The 21,989-nt window shown below is 65.6% G+C and carries 27 protein-coding genes; 8 read left to right on the top strand and 19 right to left on the bottom strand.

The window, feature by feature from the left end; translation table 11 throughout:
* Nucleotides 1-23 precede the first annotated feature (23 nt).
* Both ABY44_RS22080 and ABY44_RS22075 read right to left on the bottom strand, forming a co-directional pair.
* On the bottom strand, nt 24-407 hold the full coding sequence (locus tag ABY44_RS22080) for a type II toxin-antitoxin system death-on-curing family toxin (RefSeq protein ID WP_060174719.1): 384 nt from the start codon (nt 405-407) through the stop codon (nt 24-26).
* Entirely contained in the window at nt 408-581 is a 174-nt protein-coding gene (locus ABY44_RS22075) for a hypothetical protein (protein ID WP_196487892.1), read from the bottom strand. It lies immediately after the preceding gene.
* Nucleotides 582-1,262: 681 nt separating this feature from the next.
* Between ABY44_RS22075 and ABY44_RS22070 the strand changes: the two genes are divergently transcribed.
* Complete coding sequence (locus tag ABY44_RS22070; protein ID WP_060174718.1) at nt 1,263-1,445, top strand: hypothetical protein; 183 nt, start codon at nt 1,263-1,265, stop codon at nt 1,443-1,445.
* A 103-nt stretch (nt 1,446-1,548) separates the two neighbouring features.
* Nucleotides 1,549-1,737: a hypothetical protein gene (locus ABY44_RS22065; protein WP_060174717.1), complete on the top strand. Its 189-nt coding sequence runs from the start codon at nt 1,549-1,551 to the stop codon at nt 1,735-1,737.
* Nucleotides 1,738-1,794: 57 nt separating this feature from the next.
* Here ABY44_RS22065 and ABY44_RS22060 read toward each other — a convergent pair whose 3' ends face one another.
* The 12 genes from ABY44_RS22060 to ABY44_RS22005 form a co-directional block, all read right to left on the bottom strand.
* The gene (locus tag ABY44_RS22060; protein WP_063812536.1) at nt 1,795-2,514 is read right to left on the bottom strand and encodes a hypothetical protein; all 720 of its coding nucleotides are present in this window, start codon (nt 2,512-2,514) and stop codon (nt 1,795-1,797) included.
* Between the two features lie 85 nt (nt 2,515-2,599).
* A complete protein-coding gene (locus tag ABY44_RS22055; RefSeq protein ID WP_060174715.1) occupies nt 2,600-2,947 on the bottom strand; it encodes a hypothetical protein in 348 nt (115 codons plus the stop codon).
* The gene (locus tag ABY44_RS22050; protein ID WP_060174714.1) at nt 2,944-3,834 is read right to left on the bottom strand and encodes a phosphoadenosine phosphosulfate reductase family protein; all 891 of its coding nucleotides are present in this window, start codon (nt 3,832-3,834) and stop codon (nt 2,944-2,946) included. Before ABY44_RS22050 ends, ABY44_RS22055 begins: the two co-directional genes overlap by 4 nt.
* Before the next feature lie 261 nt (nt 3,835-4,095).
* Nucleotides 4,096-4,521 carry a DUF5681 domain-containing protein gene (locus tag ABY44_RS22045; protein WP_060174713.1) on the bottom strand — a complete coding sequence of 142 codons (426 nt, stop codon included), beginning with the start codon at nt 4,519-4,521 and terminating at the stop codon, nt 4,096-4,098.
* A 46-nt stretch (nt 4,522-4,567) separates the two neighbouring features.
* Nucleotides 4,568-5,548, bottom strand: a complete 981-nt coding sequence (locus ABY44_RS22040; RefSeq protein WP_060174712.1) for an AAA family ATPase — start codon at nt 5,546-5,548, stop codon at nt 4,568-4,570.
* Nucleotides 5,548-6,057 (bottom strand): hypothetical protein, encoded by a 510-nt coding sequence (locus tag ABY44_RS22035; RefSeq protein ID WP_060174711.1) that lies wholly within the window; start codon nt 6,055-6,057, stop codon nt 5,548-5,550. The genes ABY44_RS22040 and ABY44_RS22035 overlap by 1 nt, the downstream gene beginning before the upstream one ends.
* Nucleotides 6,054-6,899, bottom strand: a complete 846-nt coding sequence (locus tag ABY44_RS22030) for a hypothetical protein (protein WP_431642016.1) — start codon at nt 6,897-6,899, stop codon at nt 6,054-6,056. Before ABY44_RS22030 ends, ABY44_RS22035 begins: the two co-directional genes overlap by 4 nt.
* Nucleotides 6,896-7,171: a hypothetical protein gene (locus ABY44_RS22025; RefSeq protein ID WP_060174741.1), complete on the bottom strand. Its 276-nt coding sequence runs from the start codon at nt 7,169-7,171 to the stop codon at nt 6,896-6,898. The genes ABY44_RS22030 and ABY44_RS22025 overlap by 4 nt, the downstream gene beginning before the upstream one ends.
* A gap of 8 nt (nt 7,172-7,179) precedes the next feature.
* Nucleotides 7,180-7,395, bottom strand: a complete 216-nt coding sequence (locus ABY44_RS22020; RefSeq protein WP_060174710.1) for a helix-turn-helix transcriptional regulator — start codon at nt 7,393-7,395, stop codon at nt 7,180-7,182.
* 123 nt (nt 7,396-7,518) lie between these two features.
* Entirely contained in the window at nt 7,519-8,079 is a 561-nt protein-coding gene (locus tag ABY44_RS22015) for a hypothetical protein (protein ID WP_015602309.1), read from the bottom strand.
* A gap of 92 nt (nt 8,080-8,171) precedes the next feature.
* A complete protein-coding gene (locus ABY44_RS22010; protein ID WP_060174709.1) occupies nt 8,172-8,537 on the bottom strand; it encodes a hypothetical protein in 366 nt (121 codons plus the stop codon).
* Nucleotides 8,537-8,701, bottom strand: coding sequence for a hypothetical protein (locus ABY44_RS22005; RefSeq protein ID WP_185643676.1), 165 nt, complete (start codon nt 8,699-8,701; stop codon nt 8,537-8,539). The genes ABY44_RS22010 and ABY44_RS22005 overlap by 1 nt, the downstream gene beginning before the upstream one ends.
* A gap of 374 nt (nt 8,702-9,075) precedes the next feature.
* On the opposite strand from ABY44_RS22005, the gene ABY44_RS22000 reads away from it, so the two are divergent.
* Nucleotides 9,076-9,384 carry a hypothetical protein gene (locus ABY44_RS22000; RefSeq protein WP_060180692.1) on the top strand — a complete coding sequence of 103 codons (309 nt, stop codon included), beginning with the start codon at nt 9,076-9,078 and terminating at the stop codon, nt 9,382-9,384.
* Here ABY44_RS22000 and ABY44_RS21995 read toward each other — a convergent pair.
* The 4 genes from ABY44_RS21995 to ABY44_RS21980 form a co-directional block, all read right to left on the bottom strand.
* The gene (locus ABY44_RS21995) at nt 9,355-10,107 is read right to left on the bottom strand and encodes a hypothetical protein (RefSeq protein ID WP_081072613.1); all 753 of its coding nucleotides are present in this window, start codon (nt 10,105-10,107) and stop codon (nt 9,355-9,357) included. The two genes, ABY44_RS22000 and ABY44_RS21995, sit on opposite strands and share 30 nt — an antisense overlap.
* Before the next feature lie 599 nt (nt 10,108-10,706).
* The gene (locus ABY44_RS21990; RefSeq protein WP_027788069.1) at nt 10,707-11,060 is read right to left on the bottom strand and encodes a DUF4148 domain-containing protein; all 354 of its coding nucleotides are present in this window, start codon (nt 11,058-11,060) and stop codon (nt 10,707-10,709) included.
* A gap of 379 nt (nt 11,061-11,439) precedes the next feature.
* Nucleotides 11,440-11,709, bottom strand: coding sequence for a hypothetical protein (locus tag ABY44_RS21985; RefSeq protein WP_060174706.1), 270 nt, complete (start codon nt 11,707-11,709; stop codon nt 11,440-11,442).
* Nucleotides 11,710-11,810: 101 nt separating this feature from the next.
* A complete protein-coding gene (locus ABY44_RS21980; RefSeq protein ID WP_060174705.1) occupies nt 11,811-12,917 on the bottom strand; it encodes a substrate-binding domain-containing protein in 1,107 nt (368 codons plus the stop codon).
* 131 nt (nt 12,918-13,048) lie between these two features.
* Between ABY44_RS21980 and ABY44_RS21975 the strand changes: the two genes are divergently transcribed.
* Genes ABY44_RS21975 through ABY44_RS21960 form a run of 4 tightly spaced genes read left to right on the top strand, consistent with a single transcriptional unit; the run spans nt 13,049 to nt 18,351 of the window.
* Nucleotides 13,049-13,549 (top strand): NAD(P)H-dependent oxidoreductase subunit E, encoded by a 501-nt coding sequence (locus ABY44_RS21975; RefSeq protein ID WP_060174704.1) that lies wholly within the window; start codon nt 13,049-13,051, stop codon nt 13,547-13,549.
* Nucleotides 13,546-15,123 (top strand): formate dehydrogenase beta subunit, encoded by a 1,578-nt coding sequence (locus ABY44_RS21970; RefSeq protein WP_060174703.1) that lies wholly within the window; start codon nt 13,546-13,548, stop codon nt 15,121-15,123. Before ABY44_RS21975 ends, ABY44_RS21970 begins: the two co-directional genes overlap by 4 nt.
* A gap of 17 nt (nt 15,124-15,140) precedes the next feature.
* Nucleotides 15,141-18,092 (top strand): formate dehydrogenase subunit alpha, encoded by a 2,952-nt coding sequence (fdhF, locus tag ABY44_RS21965; protein WP_060174702.1) that lies wholly within the window; start codon nt 15,141-15,143, stop codon nt 18,090-18,092.
* A gap of 7 nt (nt 18,093-18,099) precedes the next feature.
* The gene (locus tag ABY44_RS21960; RefSeq protein WP_027788075.1) at nt 18,100-18,351 is read left to right on the top strand and encodes a formate dehydrogenase subunit delta; all 252 of its coding nucleotides are present in this window, start codon (nt 18,100-18,102) and stop codon (nt 18,349-18,351) included.
* An 8-nt stretch (nt 18,352-18,359) separates the two neighbouring features.
* Here ABY44_RS21960 and ABY44_RS21955 read toward each other — a convergent pair whose 3' ends face one another.
* Complete coding sequence (locus tag ABY44_RS21955; protein WP_060174701.1) at nt 18,360-20,003, bottom strand: FAD-dependent monooxygenase; 1,644 nt, start codon at nt 20,001-20,003, stop codon at nt 18,360-18,362.
* A 130-nt stretch (nt 20,004-20,133) separates the two neighbouring features.
* Between ABY44_RS21955 and ABY44_RS21950 the strand changes: the two genes are divergently transcribed.
* Nucleotides 20,134-21,972 carry a tetratricopeptide repeat protein gene (locus ABY44_RS21950; RefSeq protein WP_414143082.1) on the top strand — a complete coding sequence of 613 codons (1,839 nt, stop codon included), beginning with the start codon at nt 20,134-20,136 and terminating at the stop codon, nt 21,970-21,972.
* The last annotated feature ends 17 nt before the right edge of the window (nt 21,973-21,989 follow it).

The raw sequence follows: 21,989 nt of genomic DNA, 5'->3' as shown, positions 1-21,989 counted from the left end.
CCCCGCTCGGAGCGGGGCTTTCGTCACTCTTGGGTAAGCTCCCAGAGCGAGCTCAAGTACGAGGCAAGGATTTCGTGATCGATCTCCTTCTGCGCGACGCGCACAATCACCTCTTCAAGTTCCGGGGTACGTGGGATGGGATAGCCTTCCCGCTCCAGATAGGTGAGAGCACACGTCAAAGCAGTCCGCTTGTTGCCGTCGTTGAAAACGTGCCCACAAGCTATCGCGACACCATACATGGCCGCAATGCCGAAGATGTCGTCGATACCGTTGTAAAAAGCGTGATTTTCGACCCGTGCTAGAGCGGCGATGACCCCATCCCGGCCGCCTCCCGCAAACCCTCCAAGGCCACCAAACTCAACTAGGATGGCATCGTGCGCGGTGATGACGTAGTCGACCTCGAGCAATCAGCGATCCTTCAAGGCGATGAGTACATCCCTGTGCTCATCCATCACTTTGTGGATCGACTCGAGGACCTCGCGCTTTTCTGCGGGCGTGGAGACGCGGACCGAAGATTTCGGCCGAATGATCACACGCGGCTTGATTTCTACGCCGTAGAGTTCAGTGATTTTTCGTTCCATATCGTGTCCTCCCGCAGACTGAGATGCGGTGCGATATCGCACCTGTGATCCCGCCTGCACCAACTGACGGCACCGCTAACTGTGTCAACAAAATTGTACGCGTGAATCTATAGCTTTGCTATTGACAGCAGGTTTTTTGATGCGTTCGGAACTGTAAATGTTGTTTCGACGGTCGAATTTCAAGGCACCACGGTGCTGTGGCACGAAATCGACACGGCAAATCTACACAGTCAAAATACGCGTCGCTGGTCGAGCGACGCCACAGGCTCAATCTTCCGAAGTTGCAATCAATTGCAATCCCGGGAGTTGGCGCCCCTCTGGGCTGGTATTGACATGGCAACGGCAACATCCGCGGCCTCCGATCGTGGGCTCTGTTTGGGGGACATACCCTCATGCGCCACAAAACCCCGCCCTTTCGGACGGAGGTTGGTTCAAAATCTGTCACCAGACCGATGTCGGCCAGATGAGCAGGGCCAGGATTGCGAGCCAGATGGCCCACTTCCACAACCGACTCATGCTTACTTCTCCTACTAGCCCCAGCCCGGCGGGCCAGCGGCAGCATGTCTAGGTGTTCAAACCTGGACATGCCGCGGAGAAATGCCGAGTGGAAAATGGAATGGCGCGGCACACGGATCATCCCGATCGGAGCAGCGGCGGGCTGACGGGCGCTGCGGAGGCCATATGGAAATCGTCACGGCGTATCTCGCTGGCATCGTCACTGCAGGCCTCCTCTGGTTCCTCGTGCGCTGGTTCGAAGTCGCACGTGATCCCGAACTGGAAGCCGTTTATCGGCAACGCGCCGAGCAAGATCGAATGCGGCGCCAGCGGCGCAAGGACGAGTCGGCGCGCCGAGGCAGGGGATGAGCCCGGCGCAGCGTCTGCGCACCGCGCCTCGCGCGCGCACGTGCGCATAGTGGCTGCATCGCATCGATGCACGCCCATTGAACGCCACACGGGGAGGCAACACATGAGAGCATCGAACGGGTTCACGCGCCTCGGCGCAGTGCTGAAGGTCGTCGGATACGTCCTCTTCGCCTTCGCCGCATCCGCGTGCATTTTCGGGCCCGCGGGCGTGGCCGGCGCGCTCTTCTTCGGCGTGCCTGCGGCTGGGGTCTGGGCGCTCGGTTGGCTGATTGGCGGACTCAGTGCGACCTAGGCAGCGGCGAATCTCCTCCTAGTAGCGGCCGCCGCATAATCGCGTCGAGCATATCCGTTAAGGTCGCTCCAGTGGCCGGCAATCCAAGCTGTCATGGAATCGATCGGAGTCGTCACACATCCAGATTTCATCGAATTGATGCTGGGGCAGTCGGCCACGCACGAGCGCAACGAGGCGATCCCATTCGTCAGGGTAGTAGAGCGAATTCAGCACGCAGCGCACGATCAACACGGTGTGCTCGGGGTAGACCTTTTCGACCTTGCCCAGAATGCTTTTCAGCACGACGTCACCCATCGCATGCACGAAGTCCTCATTGCCATGAACGACCACCTCAGACGCGATTTCCCGATTTCCACGGCGCCGAGTGCCCGAAACGCTCAGCCCGTCAACACCATAGGCAAATCCGACTGTATCTAGCCGCTCGCGCAGCAGGTGGTCGTTCTCGTGTGCAGCGCTGGTCACTTCCAGGTAACCAGCGGCCGGATAGTATCCGTGGTCAATGTAGCCCCCTCGTTGCTCCATAGTTGCATCGGGACGCTGATTTCCGCTAGACCAGCAAATGGAGATATAGCGCCCCGTCCGATAATGCGACTGGAGGTATCGGCAGATCGGAAGCAGTTCCTCGATCAGCCGCTTCTCAAAGGTTGATGGCCTGAGCCTGAGCCGTGTCGCCGAGTCCGGATGTCGCCATACAGTCTCGAACAATTCATACACCCGGGCACAGAACTGCAGGCCATCTAGCAACACACCATCCACACGGGCATATGCACTGTCCATTTGATCTCCGAGGCTCTGCCGCCAATTCGCTACGCTCCCCGAGAGCTTACCCGTTCCCGGCAGAGCGCCGCCTCCGTGTTGAGCACTATCGGAACCGCGGGATCGCCATGCAGAGGTCGTGGAACCGCCGGAGCGACTCGGTATAGCCCGTCAGCTCACCGATGCCGTGCGTGCGCACCAGCGGCCCGATACGGCGGCCAGCGATGCTTGGCGGCTCACCCTCGGGGATCCAGTAGCCGACACGGAAGCCACGCCGCCGTGGCCGCTCTTTGACCTTGCCGAGCATGATCGCGCCGAGCATCGCCGGCCGCACCGCGTCGGCGGGTATCCCGAACTTGAGGGAAATCGCCTCTGCGGAATAGACGCGACCGGGCACCAGGTCGCGCAGCACATTCTCGAAGGTGAACGGCGGTGGGTTCTTGCGGGCCCTCAATCCCCCCTCCCCTCGCCGACGTCGGAAAGGAGCTCGCCGAGCGCGATCTTCGTCAGGCGCATGTGCCGCTCCTGCTCGTCGTGGATCAGCCGCAGGCGGCGCTCGTATTCGACAGCGGCCTCCGGATGGAAGTCGCGCAGATAGCGAAGCTTGTTGCCGCTCTCGTTCAGCCACGCCGTGCAATGCATGCAGTCGAGCGAGCCGAGACCGTATTCATACGACCTGGGAACCTCGACGCCCTCGGCACGCAGGTAGGCGAACACGTCCTCTCTCGACCAATCGCGTAAGGGGAACAGATACGCGCCCCCGTTGGGATCGGGCTCCGCGTTCAAGAGCACGTTATTCGTCAGTTTCTCGTCTGCACGATCGCCCCGGATCAGCAGATCGACGCCATGTGCGTTGATCGCGTTGTGGAGCGGTAGCCACCAGTTGCTCCAACAGCAATCGAACTTCGAATGAATCTTGAATCTCGGCGCCGACGCCTCGGCCATGCGCCCGGCGGGCGTTGCGCTCAACGGCACCATGTCGGCTGGAAAGGTCTGCTCGGGCGCGTGTCCTCGAATGTAGCCGGGCCCCTTCACCTCGATGAAGTTCGGCACGAGCTTCCGGATCTGTTCCATCTGCTCAATGGTTTCGGGATACGGGTCGCCAGCGTTCGCCCAGAAGACCGTCAGCCAGCGCCAGTAGCGGCGCGCCAGGTTCAGGCACGCGAGCGAGTCCTTGCCGCCCGAGAACAGCAATCCCGGGCGCTTGTGCGCCAGGATCGCCTCCAAGACCATGTGCTCGGTCAGCGCGAATTTCAGCGCACGCTCGGAAAGCGGCTCGGTGTCGTCGGTGGCATGGCCGATGATCAGTTCCATGTCCGGTTTGCTCATGGTCTCGCTCATTCCGGAAGCTCCTCGACGGGCGTCATGCGCAGGAGAACCACCTGTCGGCGCGACTCGACCGGCCGGCGCTGCCGACTGACGAGATCGACGGCACGCCGCTCGGTTTCGGAGATTGCTTCATCCGGTGCACATGGGAAGAACTCGCCGTTAGCGCTGATTCCCGTGAAGGCGCCCCCAGAGGCCGACAAACGGCGGATCCGCACGACCAAGGTCTCGATGCCACTCCCAGCGCTGAGCCCGCGTGCGGCACGCTCGAGGCGCCTAATGCGTGCTTTGAGATTGATAGTTGCCATCGTCCTTGCCCTCCAAGACCGCGAGCCGTTTCTCGAGCTCGTCCACTTCGATGATTCGTGCCTGCGCGGAGATGACCTGCATCACCGCATTCGCCTCGTCCGGCGTGATTCGTCCGCCCGCCATCGCATGCATGACCGCCGCCCCCTGCTCGGCGAGCGAGCCCGTCAACTCAGGCAGATCGACCGGTGCATCCTTCGCCTTGATTACCGGGATGCATCGATCGATGCAGATGCGCAGCGCAGTCGTATCGCCCGCCTTGGCGAGCTCGACAGCTTTCGCCACCAGGTCGACGGCGTGCGGCTGGAGCAACTCGCGCAGCGCGGTGCGCTTGTCGCGCGTGCCCTTCGGCTTGCCGGCCGGATTGCCGCTCTGCCCCTTCTTGAACTGGGTCATCGCCCTGATTTCCCCCTGCTAAATTCAGCCTCACCGATCAGAGCCATTACCGCTTCCACTCGTGCTTCCATGCACCGGAAGCGAGATCCAGATACCGGCCCGGCGCGTTTGGGTCATCTCTGAGCTGCTGGCTCGCTTTGTCGAACCAAAGTCGCGTCGGCCCCTCCCAAGCGAAGTGGCGCTGCTTCTCGCAGAGCAAGAGCACGTCGGGAACGCGACGCAGCTCTTCAATCTTCGCGGCTCGTTTCGCCTCGTCCTGAAGCTGGCGCGCCGCCTGAACGCTGTTTTCCTTATGCTTGTTGCGATGGACGATCAGCACGTTGTCGACCAGGTCCGTGATTTCGCCGGCGCCCTTGATATCGAACTTGTCCGGCGCAGATTTCTCTGTGTCGCCCTTGCGGATGTGATGCACGAGATGGATATGCACGCCGGTATCTCGAGCCAACACGCAAAGCGAATCGACGAAGCGCGCCTGCCCGGCGTAATCGTCCGGCGCCATGCCGCACTTCATGAGGCTGTCGATGACCATGTGGTCGACGCCCAACTCCTTCCGGCAGTACCGCGTAACCGCGACCATTCGGTCCCTCGTCATCGCACCGCGATGCCCGTACAGCCAGAGGCGCGCATCAGTCCAGCGGTGGAATTTCGTGATGTGGTCGATGGATGGCGATGCGCCGCCGGACGACTGCGTGCACATCCGACTCATGGTCGCCTGCATTGGCATTTCGAGTGATGCGATACATGCGCGGCGACCCTGCGCCATCGCATCCAACATTACGTAGCCGAGCGCGCCGGATTTGCCGTGTCCGTTCACGCCGGCCCAGAGCGTTACCTCGCCTGAGCGGAACTTGAGGTTGTCGCCCACCGAGGGCCACGGCGACGGGTCGCCGGCCACTTCTTCGGCGCCGTGGAACATGCGGATAACGTCGTCCATGAATTCGGACGCCGGGCGCACATCGGCACGACCGTCGTCCGCGTCATTGACGTAGGCGTTCCAGTCGATCGAATCGGGAATAGTTCGAGCCATCAGTTCACCTCCTTGGTGTTTTCGTTTCGTTCGGCCGCGAGCTGCACGACGAGCTCGCACGCGTGGTCATAGGGATTCGGCAGCGTGTCGCCGAGGGCATCGAATAGGCGGCGCGCCAGCGTGTGCGATGCCGGCCAGCACATCGGCGCGATCGGCATCGGGAACCAGTCGAAGAGCGCGAAGTCCTCGCCCGGCACCGTGCGCCTCTCGCCGCAATGCACGCGCGGCCCTTCGCGGAACGTGAGCACCAGCGTGTCGGGCACCACGGCCGCGATGTCAGCGAGCGTGCGCAGCAGATCGCTCCAGGGCACATCCGCCGACGCGAATACCTCGACGTCGAGCGCGGCAACAGGACGCCAGTCGTAGGGCTGGCCGGCGGCGGCCGAGAGCGTCACGTTGTCGAAACGCAGCGGCCCTGCGAGCGTCACGAGGACCGGCAGTTCCGGCACCCGACCGGCTCGGCGCATGGACACGAGCGCGGCACCGTTGGAGGGATAGCGATGGCTCATGACACGGGCGCCCAAGGGTCGAAGGCTTGGCCGTTTGCCGCGCCAGCACCAAGCGGCAACTCGTCTTCCCAGCGACGTTGATTGAGGTATGTCAGGGGCGCAGGCTCGTAGCCGTCCAGCCATTGCCGGGTCGCTTTCATCGCTACCACGTGTCCGATTACCTGCTCGGCGATGGCATCCAGACAAGCCCCCCGCCACTTCTCCCGGCACTTGGCCTTCGCCACCTTCCGGCCCGTGGACGGCCATACATCCCAGAAGCGACCGAACTCGGATGAGCCATTGGGCGATGCCGAGTCACCGCGAGGTGACGATATGTTTTTTATTGAAGATGGAGATGGAGATGGAGATGGAGAAGAAGAGCCGTCACCCAAGGGGGGCTTTGGTGAAGCTTTGGTGCTATCACCCAACGGGGGCTTTGGTGCACCCTTCGATACGCTGTCGTCGGTCTGAAATCGCGACGACTCGCCACGAACCGAACGCACGTACTCGTCCTTGACCATCCGCGACGAGTACCAGATCGGCCCTTCCTGCTCGGCAACCAACGTCACCGGCTCGCCGTCACGGCGGCCGGAGCGCGGCACGTAGATGCACGCGGTACACGGCTGCCCGTTGTCGGCGCCCTTCAACACGCCCTTGCTAACGATGGCCCTGAGCGTCACGAGCGGCGCGCCGATCGCCTGTGCGATCTCCTTGAGCGGCCAGCGCAGAACGCCGTATTCCTCCGAGTCGTGCAGTAGGCACATCACGTCGATCCACACGCCCTTCTCAGCGTGTGTGCAGCGCCGCAGGTTGCTGTTCGCCTGCCAGTCGCCCGGGTAAAACTGGAACGATGGGCGGGTCATACCGGCAGCCCCATCGCATCTTTCATGCGCCGGATCTGCACCGCGCTACGGTGCCGGATTTCCAGACGCATGAGATAGCTGCAGCGAGCGCGCAGGACGCGCGTGCCGGCGGCGCACATCAGCCGCCCGAGCGCGTCGATACGCAACTCGCGCGCGTGGTCATCGATAGATCGCCCGAGTGCGGCCGAAGAGCGAATGGCGGCGCGCGTCGACCAGCTTCGCAACTGGATCGTACCAACGCGGCGCGCGCGAGTCGCAAGGTTTGCCGTCATGGCGCGCCTCACGCGTTTTCGGGAACACGGTAGCCGGCCGGGTCAGCCAGCCATGCGTCGATGTCTGCGCGCCGCCAGACGATGCTGCGGGCGCCGATGCGGATCGCCTTGGGGAAGGTGCCCGCCTTCATACGATCGTAGATCGTGCTGCGCGCCAGGGTCGTTTCGACTTCGACTTGCTTGCGACGCATCAGCGTCTGCGATTTGGGCTGCTGATCGGACATTCTCGGCTCCTGTCGGGAGTGCCGGACAAAACCGGCACATGGGAGCCATGATGTCGACCGCCTGAACGACGGTCACGGTATGAAATCGCGAATTAAATACCGTGCGGAGTAGGCCGCGGAGCGCTATTCAGCATCCTCCGCTGACGCCTTCGCCTGAGATGGCACACCCCTCAAGAGCGCGAGCCATGCCTGATAGCCTTTCTTGACGGCGTCAGCGCTCTTCGGGGTAAATTTCGGGGCATAGCGCTCGGTCCAAGCGACCTTTTCCAAGGTCTTCCCATCGGCTACCCACTGGATTGCCCTCTCAACTGTGAAAGGGTCGTCGAGAGGTCGCAGCAACGCGGGGACGCGCTTCGCAATTCGCAGCAGGTCGTGAACGTGCTGGCCGCGTGCAAGCGATTCTTCGCGCGCTTCGCTAGATGCAGGACGGCCACGTCGCCCTTGAACGGCGGGGCGCAGCATTACCCCGCTGTCACCTCGAAGGCTCTCCACGAGATAGTCGAGCAGCCGCTCATCAACCGCTGTATACGGGACCAGGGGGATGCCACCGGGCTCGCCGTTCGCGCGGTTCTGGCAGACCGTCGCACAAAACTCCTCGATGAGTCGACGCGCGGCCTCCATATCGCCATCGCGCGCCGCATCGATCCAGAGCGAGAGTTGATCACGCCCACTGTCAGCGCCCATTGCGCCCTCACGCAAAGCCCCTTCGGAGAAGCCGCGCCGGCCGGGTAAGGGAGCCCGGTTTTCGCCCCGTCGAGCTAGGCGCGGTGAAACGATTATGCCGCAGTGTCGGAGCGTGCCGGCCGCACCGCATATTCGTCGGCCCAATCCGACAGTGCCCCGATATCCTGCACGAGCATCCCCGACACGGCCGCGCCCATCGCAAGAAGCGCCTCCACGGTCGTCGGCTGCAGGGGCGGCTCCACTTCGCAACCCTCCCCAGCACTGCGATATGACGTTTCCTGAACCAGATTCGCACGCGCGATCGCGAAAATATGCTCGAGCCCATGGACCACCGCATAGGCGCGTTCAAGGTGGTTCAGCAACGGGCCGGCCCTAACGAGCGAATCGTCTGCGGCAGCATCGGACACACGTTCGCTGAAGACCGGGAATCGGGAATCGAGGAAGTTCTCGCCGCTCATCACGCCACCTCCGCGCGGACGATTTCAGCCAGGAGGCGCAGTGCGTCGCCGGTGGCGTCGAGCGCATCCTGATAGGTCGGCGCGAGCGCGGCGGTGCGCAGGGCGGCGCGGATAATTTCGAGTGGGGATTGCGGTTGCTCGGGACGAGCGATGGCTTGGCGCATGATGCGGCCTCCTGTAGGTGACATGGAGACCCGCCGCTCATTTCCACGTGAGGGTGGCGGGCCCGACGACAAGGGGTGGAAAACCGGCCTACAGGAAACCGGCCCAGCCGAAGCTAGCCCTCGCCCGGCCCGCCATAGAAAACTGGCGTGCAGAAGCGAACGGACGAAAAAATAGCCGCGTCTGCGGCGGCTCGTCCGCCTGTAGTCCACGGGTTTCCACGCCCGGCCGCTGTTGTCTCAGCGACGACTGCAGAGTAGCCCCGTCGAACGACAGTCGTCAACAGGGAATTCGTAAACTTGGGTACCCATGGCAAGATAGCGGCACAACCGAGACGCCAGTGCAACGCACGTTGCGCGGCACGCAGAGGAGAACCATGGACGAAATTGCGCGCGGCATCGGCTACGCAGTCATCGAAGTCGGCGGAGCAGTGCTCCTTCTCGTTGTGCTGATCCTGGTCGCTTCGAAGTCGCTCTCGTTCGCGCGCGCGTGCAAAGTACTGCTGCTATTGGTTTGGATGCTAGGCGTAACCGTGGTTCCAGTCTACGGGCTGTCGCTAACGTGGCAGCAGGGCAATCACATCACCGCCATTTTGACCGGCATACTTTTCATCTTCCCAGGCCCGCTACCATTCTTCGTCATCGGATGGCCCGAGTTACTCAAAGCGATCCGCGGTATCGATTAAGCGACCTCTCCAGCGCCGACTGAAAAACAACTTGCAATAGCGCATGAACAACTGCCGTTGGACAGGCCAAGCAATGGCGCACGCTCCTCGATACTGTTGCGCGAGAGGTGGCGGATTCCAACGACCAGGATGCGGCATGAAATCGGCCGGAATCGCTTCGATGCCATCGAACATCGATGGCTGCGTTTCCTCGATGCGCGCCGCGCGCGCCACTCGTCGATTGAGCGTCCGTGCTCCGATCGCCAGATAGGTCGCCACGCGCACCGCGTCACCATCGAACCGCTCGAATGTACGGAGATATGCGATGGCCTCGGAGAATCGATCGCTGATCGCGCGCGCTGCCACCGCGGCGTCTTCGCGCATCTCGAGCGCAACGAGCGGCTCGTATTTTTCTGGAGCTGAAAGTCGCGCGCCGACAGCACTGGGCAGAAGATCGCCATCGTCGTCGATATCGTCTCGATCGATGCGCAGCGCGAACCGCTCCTTCCGATTGACGAATTTCCCGAACTGGCGCTGCAGCCGGGCGACAATCATGTCGCGCAGGTCTTCGTCGTCCGGGTCAGGACTTGCATCAGGATCCGCGTGGAGCTCGTCCACGATCAGCCAGGTTTCGCTCGTCAGATCGTCAACGGAGTGATCCCCTTCCGAAGACCAAGCGATTCGCTCGAGCTGCTTGCGAATCAGGCTTGTGACGCGCTGGAAGAATGCGAAGGCCCGGCTCAACGGCCCTCCCAGTCAGTCGGGGACGCGTTACCCGCGCCTGTATCGGCAGCGCAGCAATTCCTCGGCAGCGATAGCCCGGCGCGGCGCCCGGTACTCGATCTGGAGTGCATCGCGCGATGCTAAATCAATCGTATGAAAGATCAATGCATCATCGCCACGAGATGAGTAGCAGTGCTTCTGTTGACCGATGCGGAGCCGCGAAGAAAAGAGTGGTGTAGCAGGAGCAGCGAGACAAACTCGGGGGCAACTTTGGGGGCAACTTTTCTTTCGAAATGCGACTCACCATTTACTGTCGTGGCTTTCACGCAACAATTCGAGTGACGCCGCCCCACCAAATTCCGCGCTCGTCGCACGAACCCCGCATGACGCAAGTCTGCGGGGTTTTTTGTTGCCAAACGCATGCACCCTTCCCCTTCCGAAAAAGCGCCCAGCCACGGACGGGCCGGGCGGAATGCCACCGGTATTCCGGCGACAGGAGGTGACGGATGTCCTGCCGCGCCCGCACAATCATCGATCGCGCCGGGCGGCGGCCGGCCCGGGTGCCGCAGTGCCGGACGCGTCGTCGCACCAGCACTCACGCACACCGGGCGATGTGCGGCTTAGCTGCCGCGATACAGCGACTTCATTTCTTCAGCGGTGGCCGGGCGCACGCCCATTGCACGCGAACCCGATGCCGACGCACCCTGCGCCTGTGCACCGTAACCGCTGGCGTCGGCGCCTTGCGCTTGCGCCATCGCGCTGCGCTGTTGCTCGGCAACACGCGCCGTTGCGGCCTGGATCGCTTCCGGATAATGCGGATCTTCGCCGCGAGCGGAGTTGTAACCTGCCTGCTGCAACTGGACCAGTTCGGCGCGAACCTGCGCGCGGGTGATCGTCGAACCCGACTGGGCAAACGACACGACCGGGGCAACGAGAGCGGCAGCAACGACAACAGCTTGAACGAGCGACTTCATGATGACCTACCTCCAGATTTGTCTGTGTTCGCGGTGAACACCTTGTTCATCGCTGACAACCCGAAGTTTATGTAGGCAGATGCTTAAGAATAAGGCAGGTTTCTGGAAGACATCCTTCCTGATTTACGGGTTAACCCTAGATCCCCCATCAGGCCGACGATGCGCGCATGCAGGCATCGCCCGACACCGAATCGCATGAAGATTCCGCCGGAAAGCAAAAGCCCCGCGAAGCGGCAACACTTCGCGGGGCTCGGACAGAACCGGAATCCCACGGGACTCCGGCAGTCGCCGGTCAACCGGCCAGGCCAGTACGTGGACGCAACGCCCGTCAAGCGAACCGGCGCCGCATGCCCCTTGCGGACGTACTCCGTCCGCCCGGTTACCGGCTATCCATCGGACACTTCAGGTTGCAGCCGTTCGGATCGCCCAAGTCGCCCTTGCGGCGCAAGGCCGACTTCTTGCCGCTCTGGTATTTCTGCGACGGCGTTGACGCTGCGAACGGCATCTGCGGATGCTCGTTCAGACGAAACTGTTCGCTCAGGATACCGCCAGGCACACCGGGGGAATTCTGCGCGAGCGCAAACGGCGGAACAGCGACCAGCAGCCCCGCGGTCAACGCTGCCGCGGCGAGGGGAACGGAAAATTTCATGGCGGGATGACGCTTGAACGGCGTACTTGTTGGAACGTTGGTCAAGCGGCAAGCGTAGCGCAAATCCCCCGCTGCTGCAGCGCGGTTCGATCGCGCGCGCGTTACCGCGAATTGCCGCCCGGCACGCTCGCGCCGTCGCCGCCGGCCAGCCCCGTCGCGATGCTCGTCAACGTTCCGCACGCAGCCGGATCGTAGCCGTCGAGATGCGCGACGCGCTCGACGAAGCGCGCGTCGCGCAGCAGCGCCAGTACGCCGGCAAGCGGCCGCGCGTCGAGCCGCGCGCGTTCGCACGCGAAGTAATAGTCCTCGTCGACGACCGGGATGAAATCGAGCCCGAAATGATGGGCGGCAGGTTCGACGCCGAAGCCGAGATCGGCCATCCCGCTCGCGACGAACGCCGCGATAGCCGAATGCGTGAGCTCGGCCGACGCGTAGCCGTCGATGCACTCGGGATCAATGCCGATCGCGCGCAGCGCGAGGTCCAGCAGCATGCGCGTGCCCGACCCCGGCTGGCGGTTGACGAAGCGGATGTCATTACGCGCGAGATCCGCGAGGCCGCGAACCTGCTTCGGGTTGCCGCGCGGGACGAACAGCCCCTGCTGGCGCCGAGTCAGGTGGATCAGCACATGGCGCGTATCGTCGAGCCACGGCCGGTAGATTTGCGCGCACTGTGCACGAAACGCACCGCGCGGCAGATGGAAGCCCGCCAGGTCGCACTCGCCGCGGGCAAGCGCCTGCACGGCCTCGACGCTCTCGCGATACTTGATGTCGACAGCCGCCTGCGCATCGACGAGCGCGGATACGAGCGTCGCGACCGCGTAGCCGTGCGACGCATGAATGCGCACGGCGCCGTCGCGCTGCGCGAGCCGCCGGTTCAGGTCGCTCGCCACCTCGGCCGCCAGTGTCCGCAGGTTACCGTCGAGCCGGCTGCGCGCGAGGCGCTGCGCATCGACGACCGCCTGCCCGAGCGCCGACAGCGTCGAGCCCTTGCCGCGCGCGGTTTCGATCAGTTCCCCGCCGATGCACGCCTCCAGCGCGCGCAGCATGCCCCACGCGTGCCGGTAGGACAGCCCTTTCGCGTGCGCGGCCTGCGCGATGCTGCCCGTGTCGGCCACGAGTTCCAGCAACGGCGCGACATCCGACAGGCTGGCCGCACGGCCTTCCGTGTCGCGTACGGTCAGATACGCGTCGCATTCGATTCGAACCAATTATGCACTCCGATTTCCTATTGCGACCGCCAAATCTTCCGCTTATCGTTGTTCAAAATCAATCAGAACGAAGTCGAAGTGCGCACTATATGAATTTAGAGCGCATATGAGATTTTGGAGGAGCACAACCGATGTCCCCGAATTCCGAAGCGCCCGACGCGCTCGTCGAGCGCCATGCGCGCGCCGGCCGGTCGCTCGTGGCGATCCTGCACGCGATCCAGGACGACGCGGGCTACGTGCCGCCGGGCTGCGTCGCGCCGCTCGCCAGGGCGCTCAACCTGTCGCGCGCGGAAGTGCACGGCGTACTGACTTACTACCACCACTTCCGCACCGCGCCGCCCGCCCGCGTGACGATCGAGATGTGCCGTGCCGAAGCGTGCCGCAGCATGGGCTGCGAAGCGCTGGCCGCGCATGCGGAAGCCCGCACGGGTTGCCGGTTCGACACGCCGCACGGCGATGTCACGAACGCGCATGCGCCCGGAGACGTCGCGCTCGAATCGGTCTACTGCCTCGGACTGTGTGCGCAATCGCCGTCGCTGACGGTCAACGGCGTGCTGCACGCGAAGGTCACGCCGGAGAAATTCGACGCGCTGCTTGCCGAGGCGGTCGCCCATACCCCGGAGGCCGCATGACGACCCGCATCTACGTTCCGCGCGATTCGTCCGCACTGGCACTCGGCGCCGACGCGCTCGCCGCCGCCATCACGGCGGAAGCGCAGCGGCGCGGCGTCGCCGTCGAGCTGGTCCGCAACGGTTCGCGCGGGCTGCTGTGGCTCGAGCCGCTCGTCGAGGTCGGCACGGCCGCCGGCCGCGTCGGTTATGCGAACCTGTCGGCCGCCGACGTGCCGGCCCTGTTCGACGCGAACTGGCTCGACGGCGGCACGCATCCGAGCGGTGTCGGCCTCGTCGACGCATTGCCCTATCTCGCGCGCCAGCAACGCCTCACGTTCGCCCGCATCGGCCTGACCGATCCGCTGTCGATCGACGACTACCTGCAATACGAAGGCCTCGCCGGCCTGAAGAACGCGCTCGCGCTCGACGGCGACGCCGCGTGCGAAACGCTGATCGAATCGGGGTTGCGCGGCCGCGGTGGTGCCGCGTTCCCGGCCGGCATCAAATGGCGCACGGTCCGGCAAGCCAGCGCCACGCAGAAATACATCGTCTGCAACGCAGACGAAGGCGATTCGGGCACGTTCTCCGACCGCCTGCTGATGGAGTGCGATCCGTACTGCCTGATCGAAGGGATGATCATCGCGGGCATCGCGACCGGCGCGACGGTCGGCTACATCTACGTGCGCAGCGAATACCCGCATGCAATCGCCACGCTCGAAGCCGCGATCGTCCGTGCACGCGAAGCCGGCTGGCTCGGCGAGCACGTGCTCGGCTCCGCGCATGCGTTCGAGCTGCACGTCGCGAAAGGCGCGGGCTCGTACGTGTGCGGCGAGGAAACGGCGCTGCTCGAATCGCTCGAAGGCAAGCGCGGCGTCGTGCGGGCGAAACCGCCGCTGCCCGCGCTCGCGGGCCTGTACGGCCAACCGACCGTCATCAACAACGTGATCACGCTCGCGACGGCGCCCGTGATCTTCGCGCGCGGCGCCGCGTTCTATCGCGACTACGGGATGGGCCGCTCACGCGGCACGCTGCCGTTCCAGCTCGCGGGCAACATCCGCCACGGCGGCCTCGTCGAGCTCGCGTTCGGCGTCACGCTGCGCGAGCTGCTGTTCGATTTCGGCGGCGGCACGGCAAGCGGCCGGCCCGCGCGCGCCGCCCAGGTCGGCGGCCCGCTCGGCACCTACCTGCCCGACCACCAGTGGGACGTGCCGCTCGACTACGAAGCGTACACGGCGATCGGCGCGGTCGTCGGGCACGGCGGCATCGTGCTCCACGACGATACGTCGAACCTCGCCGAGCTGGCCGAATACGCGATGAAGTTCTGCGCGATCGAGTCGTGCGGCAAGTGCACGCCGTGCCGGATCGGTTCGACACGTGGCGTCGAGACGATCGCGCGCATCCGCCACGGCGACACGTCGGAGCGGCAAATCACGCTGCTGCGCGACTTGTGCGACACGATGCTGGCCGGTTCGCTGTGCGCAATGGGCGGCATGACACCCTACCCGGTGCTGTCCGCGCTCGACCATTTCCCCGAAGATTTCGGGCTCGCCGCCGGCAAGGACGCCGCGTCGGGTCCGGTCAAGGCTGCGGCCTGACCCAGAAGGAGCCCTGCATGTCCCTCGACACGAACAACGTCCGCCAAGGCGGCTGCGGCTCGGGCCAATGCGCGTGCAAGAGCGCCGCGCAAGCGCGTGCCCGCGACCCGTTCGACGATACCGACTACGGCACGCCGCAACGGCATGCCGATACCGACGTCACGCTCGAAATCGACGGCCAGCCGGTCACCGTGCCGGCCGGCACGTCGGTGATGCGCGCGGCGATCGAAGCCGGCGTCAACGTCCCGAAGCTCTGCGCGACCGATTCGCTCGAACCGTTCGGCTCGTGCCGGCTGTGCCTCGTCGAGATCGAAGGCCGGCGCGGTTATCCCGCCTCGTGCACGACGCCGGCCGAAGCGGGCATGAAGGTGCGCACGCAGTCGGACCGGCTGCAGTCGCTGCGTCGCAACGTGATGGAGCTGTACATCTCCGACCATCCGCTCGACTGCCTCACCTGCCCCGCCAACGGCGACTGCGAGTTGCAGGACATGGCGGGCGTCGTCGGGCTGCGCGAAGTGCGCTACGGCTTCGACGGCGCGAATCACCTGAAAGACCGCAAGGACGAGTCGAACCCGTACTTCACGTACGACCCGTCGAAGTGCATCGTCTGCAACCGCTGCGTGCGCGCCTGCGAGGAAACGCAAGGCACGTTCGCGCTGACGATCGCCGCACGCGGCTTCGAATCGCGCGTCGCCGCCGGCGAAAGCGAATCGTTCATGGCGTCGGAATGCGTATCGTGCGGCGCATGCGTCGCCGCCTGCCCGACCGCCACGCTGCAGGAAAAAACGGTCGTGCAACTCGGGCAGGCGGAACACTCCGTCGTCACGACCTGCGCGTACTGCGGCGTCGGCTGCTCGTTCAAGGCCGAGATGAAGGGCACGCAGGTCGTGCGCATGACGCCGCACAAGAACGGCCTCGCCAACGAAGGCCATGCGTGCGTGAAGGGACGCTTCGCGTGGGGCTACGCGACGCACAAGGACCGCATCACGAAGCCGATGATCCGCGAGAAGATCACCGAGCCGTGGCGCGAAGTCAGCTGGGACGAAGCGCTCACCTACGCGGCAACGCAATTCCGCAAGCTGCAGCAGAAGTACGGCCGCGACTCGATCGGCGGCATCACGTCGTCGCGCTGCACGAACGAAGAAACCTACCTCGTGCAGAAACTGGTGCGCGCCGCATTCGGCAACAACAACGTCGACACCTGCGCACGCGTGTGCCACTCGCCGACGGGCTACGGCCTCAAGACGACGCTCGGCGAATCGGCCGGTACGCAGACGTTCGCGTCGGTCGGCCAGGCCGACGTGATCGTCGTGATGGGCGCGAACCCGACCGACGGGCACCCGGTGTTCGGCTCGCGGCTGAAGCGGCGCGTGCGCGAGGGTGCGAAGCTGATCGTGATCGACCCGCGCCGCATCGACGTCGTCGACGGCCCGCACGTGAAGGCCACCCACCATCTGCAGCTGCGCCCCGGCACCAACGTCGCGATCGTCAACGCACTCGCGCACGTGATCGTCACCGAGGGGCTCGTCGACGACGCGTTCGTCGCCGAGCGCTGCGAGACGCGCGCATTCGAGCAGTGGCGCGAATTCGTATCGCGTGCCGACAACTCTCCCGAGGCGACCGCCGACGTGACGGGCGTGCCGGCGGAACGGGTCCGTGAAGCCGCGCGCCTCTATGCGACGGGCGGCAATGCCGCGATCTACTACGGGCTGGGCGTGACCGAACACGCGCAGGGCTCGACGACGGTGATGGGCATCGCGAACCTCGCGATGGCGACCGGCAACGTCGGCCGCGAAGGCGTCGGCGTCAATCCGCTGCGCGGCCAGAACAACGTGCAGGGTTCGTGCGACATGGGCTCGTTCCCGCACGAGCTGCCCGGCTACCGGCACATCAGCGACACGATCGTGCGCACGCAGTTCGAACAGGCGTGGTCGGCCACGCTGCAACCCGAACCGGGGCTGCGCATCCCGAACATGTTCGACGCGGCGCTCGACGGCAGCTTCAAGGGGCTCTACTGCCAGGGCGAGGACATCGTCCAGTCGGACCCGAATACACAGCACGTCGCGGCCGCACTGTCGGCCATGGAGTGCATCGTCGTGCAGGACATCTTCCTGAACGAGACCGCGAAATACGCGCACGTGCTGCTGCCCGGCTCGTCGTTCCTCGAGAAGGACGGCACGTTCACGAACGCGGAACGCCGCATCTCGCGCGTGCGCAAGGTGATGCCGCCGCTCGCGGGCTACGCCGACTGGGAAGTCACCCTGATGCTGTCGCGCGCGCTCGGCTACGAGATGGACTATGCGCATCCGTCGGAAATCATGGACGAGATCGCGCGACTCACGCCGACGTTCTCGGGCGTGTCGTACGCGAAGCTCGACGCGCTCGGCAGCATCCAGTGGCCGTGCAACGAGCACGCACCGGAAGGCACGCCGACGATGCACATCGACGCATTCGTGCGCGGCAAGGGCAAGTTCGTGATCACGCAGTTCATCGCGTCGCCGGAGAAGGTCACGCAGCGTTATCCGCTGATCCTGACGACGGGTCGCATCCTGTCGCAATACAACGTCGGCGCGCAGACGCGCCGCACCGAGAACGTCCGCTGGCACGAGGAGGATCGCCTCGAGATCCATCCGCACGACGCGCAGGATCGCGGGATCCGCAGCGGCGACTGGGTCGGCATCGAGTCGCGCGCGGGGCAGACGGTGCTGCGCGCGCTCGTGACCGAACGCATGCAGCCGGGCGTCGTCTACACGACGTTCCACTTCCCCGAATCGGGTGCGAACGTGATCACGACGGACAGCTCGGACTGGGCGACGAACTGCCCCGAGTACAAGGTGACGGCCGTCCAGGTGCTACCCGTCGCGCAGCCGTCCGACTGGCAGAAAGCCTACGCACGCTTCAACGCCGAGCAGCTCGATCTGCTCGAGCGCCGTGCGGCCGCGACCGCCGGCGAGACCACGGGCAAGTGAGGAAGCGATGGACAACGGACACCTGATCGACATGGCCAACCAGATCGGCGCATTCTTCGAATCGATGCCCGATCGCGACGAGGCGCTGGCCGGCATCGCCGACCATATCCGGCGCTTCTGGGAGCCGCGGATGCGCCGCGCGCTTCTCGCGGCGCTCGACGATCCGTCATGCGAGGCTGCGCAACGCGCGGCACCGATCGTGCGCGACGCGATCGCCGCGCACCGCGCGTCCCTCGTGCCTGCCGCGGCAAAGGCCTGACCGCCCCGCTACGCGGGCCGCGACATGCCCGCGAACCAGCTTTCGCAGTGGCGCAGCAACGCGTTCGCGTCGGTCGCCGTGCGCCCGCGCGCGGCCACGTAACCGTCGGGCCGGAGCAGGTAAAACGACGGCCGCGAGCGACCGTATTCCTGCGCAAGCCCGGCGTCCCCGCCTTCGGCATCGGTGACGCGCCAGACGCGCACCGCGTCCGGCATGATCCGTTCGAGCCCCTGCGCGAGCACTTGCGCATCGGCCGGTATCGGCGGCAACGCGCCGGCGTCGGCGTCCGGCGGCTCTTCCAGCAGCAGCAACGTGAAGCTCGCCGGATCGTGCAGGTCGTATAGCCGCGCCGTGCCGGGCGCCTGACCGAGCGGCCCGTCGACCACGCGCACATATGCATCGGGTGCCCGCTCACCTGCGCGCGGCCCGCCGTCGAGCACGCGCTCCAGCGTGAGCGGGCTCTTCCGGTACTGCACGCCGAGTTCGCTGACCGTACGCCGCACGGCGTCGCGCATCGGCCCGAACGACGCCAGCAGCGGCACGACATGATCGCGCAGCAGCTTCATCGCGCCGCGCTCGGCTTCGACGACCTGCGTGACGAAACCGGTCTGCCGCAACACGTCGCGCTCGATCGGATGACGTTCCGCGTGATACGTGTCGAGAAGCCGTTCGGGCGTGCCCGCGCCGAGCACGCGCGCGAGCTTCCAGCCAAGATTGAACGCTTCCTGGATGCCGGTGTTCATGCCCTGCGCCCCGGCCGGGCTGTGGACGTGCGCGGCGTCGCCCGCGAAGAACACGCGGCCGTGACGCAGCCGGTCGACCATCCGGCTGTGCAGGTGAAAATAGGACGACCACGCGAGATCGCTCGGCGAGATCGACGCGCCGGCACGGGCACGCACGATAGCGTCGCATTCCGCGAGCGACGGGACCGGCGCATCGGACGACGCGTCGCTGCCGGGCGGCCGGTCAGCCACGAGCCGGTAATGGCCGCCGCCCATCGGAAACAGGCCGGCCATGCCTTCGGGCGTCGCGAACAGGTGGATCTCTTCGTCCGGCCAGTCGGGTATCGCCGCGAAATCGGCGAGCAGGAACGTCTGCTCGAACGCCTGCCCGGTGAAGCCCAGGCCGAGCAGATGCCTGACCGTGCTGTGCGCGCCGTCGGCGGCGATCAGGTACGACGGCGCGAACGATTCGTCACGACCGTCGGCGCGGCGGATCGACACGTCGAGCGACGCGCCGCCCGCATCGCATGCGGTCAGCGTCGCGCCGCGCTCGACCGTCACGCCGAGCCGGGCCAGATGCTCGGCGAGCAGGCGCTCGGTGACGGTCTGGTCGAGAAACAGCAGGTACGGATAGCGCGTGTGCAGCGGATCGAAATCGAGCCGCGCGATCACGCGGCCGTCGGCATGGAGCGCGGCTGCATGCGCACGATGGCCGAGCGCGAGAAACGGTTCGACCGCGCGATGCTGCTCCAGCAGTTCGAGCGTGCGCGCCTGGATGCCGATCGCGCGCGAATGCGGCGCGGGCGCGGCAAGCCGATCGATGATGCGCACCGGCACGCGGGCTCGCGCGAGGCTCATCGCCGCGGCAAGGCCGGTCGGCCCCGCACCGACGATCAGCACGGGCCGGATATCGGGCAGTGTGTCAGCCATGAGAACCTCGATGACACGCGATCCTGCAAGTCTACGCCGCTCCACGTGACGGGGCCATATGCCGATCGGCCGACGCGCGGCGGCGCCTCGCGGTGTGGGAAAATACGCCCTTTCCGTCAGTTTTCGCGTCATGGATACCGCATTCGACCGAGCGTATGCCGCACACCGCGCGGGCCGCCTCGCCGAGGCCGAGCACGGCTATCGCAACGCGCTCGCCTCCGATCCCGCCAACGCCGACGCGCTGCATCTGTTCGGCGTGCTGCGGCACCAGCAGGGCCAGCACGCCGAGGCGGCCGACCTCGTCGGCCGCGCCGTCGCGCTGCGTCCGGACGATGCCGCGCTGCAGCTCAATCTCGGCAACGCGCTGAAGGCGCTCGGCCGGCTCGACGAAGCGGTCGACCGCTTTCGCAACGCGCTGACGCTCGCGCCCGAATTTCCGCTCGCGCACTACAACCTCGGCAACGCGTATGCGGCGCTGCAGCGCCACGACGATGCGATCGACGCATTCGGCCGCGCGCTGCGGCTCACGCCCGACGATGCATCGATCCACAACAATCTCGGCAACGCGCTGAACGCGCTCGGCCGCCACGACGATGCGCTCGCCGCGTTCCATCGCGCGCTCGAGTTGCGGCCGGGGCATGCGGGGGCGCACAACAACCTCGCGATGGCGCTGAACGCGATGGGCCGCGCCGACGATGCGATCGCGCACTTCCAGGCCGCGATCGCCGCGCAGCCGCGCTTCGTCGCCGCGCACTTCAATCTCGGCAACACGTTCGACGCGGTCGGCCGGCATGCCGAGGCGGCCGCCGCGTTCGAAGCCGCGCTCGCGCTGCATCCGCCGTTTCCGCTCGCGCTGTTCGGGCTCGCGAACGCACTAAGCGCGCAGGCGCGCCACCGCGACGCGCTGCCCTTCTACGAGCGAGCGGTCGGTCTCGATCCGTCGTTCAGCCTGGCCTGGCTGAACCTCGGCAACGCACATCACGCGCTCGGTGCGCACGAGATGGCGCTGCGCGCGTTCGACCAGGCGCTGCGTGTCGCCCCCGATCTCACGCTGGCACGGCTGCACCGCGCGGTCACGCTGCTGACGCTCGGCGACTTCACGCGCGGCCTGCCCGCCTATGAAGCGCGCCACGACACGCCGGGCGCGACGCCGCTCGGCACGCTGCCGCGCTGGCAAGGCGAACCGATTGCGTCGCGTACGCTGCTGATCCGCGCGGAACAGGGCTTCGGCGACACGCTGCAGTTCGTCCGCTTCGTGCCGCTCGCCCGCGCGCGCTGCGCGCGCGTCGTGCTCGAAGTCCAGCCGGAACTCGTTACGCTGCTGGCGCCGGCGGCCGCGCGCTGGCGCGTGACCCTCGTCGCACAGGGCACCGCGAAACCGCCCACCGCGGATGTCGCCTGCACGCTGATGAGCTTGCCGTTCCTGCTCGGGCTTCAGGCGGAGGACATCGTCGCGGGCTCGCGCTACCTCGATGCCCCCGACGGCGCCGGCAGGCGCTTTCGCGGCTCGCTCGGCGGGCAGTCGAAGCGCAAGTTCGGCCTTGCATGGTCGGGGCGCCGGCAGGCGCAGGAAAACCGCTCGATGCCGTTCGACGCGCTCGCGCCGCTGCTCGCGCTGCCGGATATCGACTGGATCGTGCTGCAACCCGCACTCGACGAGGACGAACGCGCGCGCGTCGACGCGCATCCGCGCGTGCACCGGTTCGACGGCCGGTTGAACGACTTTGCCGACACGGCCGCGCTGATCGAGCGGCTCGACGGCGTCGTCACGATCGATACCGCGGTCGCGCATCTCGCCGGCGCGCTCGGCAAGCCACTGTGGGTCATGCTGCCATTCGCGCCCGACTGGCGGTGGTTCACCGGCGACGACTGCCCGTGGTATCCGCAGGCCAGGCTCGCCCGCCAGCCCGCACCGGGGCAATGGCTCGACGTGGCGACAGCAGTCGCCGGCATGCTGCGCGAAGCCTGAACGCGGACGAAAAAAGG

The organism is Burkholderia sp. ZZQ-2, from assembly GCF_050768715.1.
Taxonomy (GTDB): domain Bacteria; phylum Pseudomonadota; class Gammaproteobacteria; order Burkholderiales; family Burkholderiaceae; genus Burkholderia; species Burkholderia cepacia.
The sequence above is the reverse complement of the archived record's forward strand: the minus strand, read 5'-3'. Positions and strand labels throughout refer to the sequence as shown.